The sequence below is a fragment of the Methanoregula sp. UBA64 genome, assembly GCF_002502735.1.
Taxonomy (GTDB): domain Archaea; phylum Halobacteriota; class Methanomicrobia; order Methanomicrobiales; family Methanospirillaceae; genus Methanoregula.
Genome location: NZ_DAQC01000003.1, coordinates 49,861 through 50,081 on the forward strand (window position 1 = coordinate 49,861; position 221 = coordinate 50,081).

At 56.6% G+C, this 221-nt stretch carries 1 rRNA gene (running past both ends of the window); it reads left to right on the top strand.

The window, feature by feature from the left end:
- Positions 1-221, top strand: a 16S ribosomal RNA gene (locus BP758_RS12360) (it extends past both window edges: 584 nt to the left, 1,482 nt to the right).

Sequence of the window (221 nt, forward strand, 5' to 3'; positions counted from 1 at the left end):
GGGGCGCAGCAGGCGCGAAAACTTTGCAATGCGAGAAATCGTGACAAGGGAACTCCGAGTGCCTGTAAAATCAGGCTGTCCGCCAGTGTAAATAACTGGCGAAGAAAGGGCCGGGCAAGACCGGTGCCAGCCGCCGCGGTAATACCGGCGGCTCGAGTGGTGGCCACTATTACTGGGCTTAAAGCGTTCGTAGCTGGTCTGTTAAGTCTCTGGGGAAATCT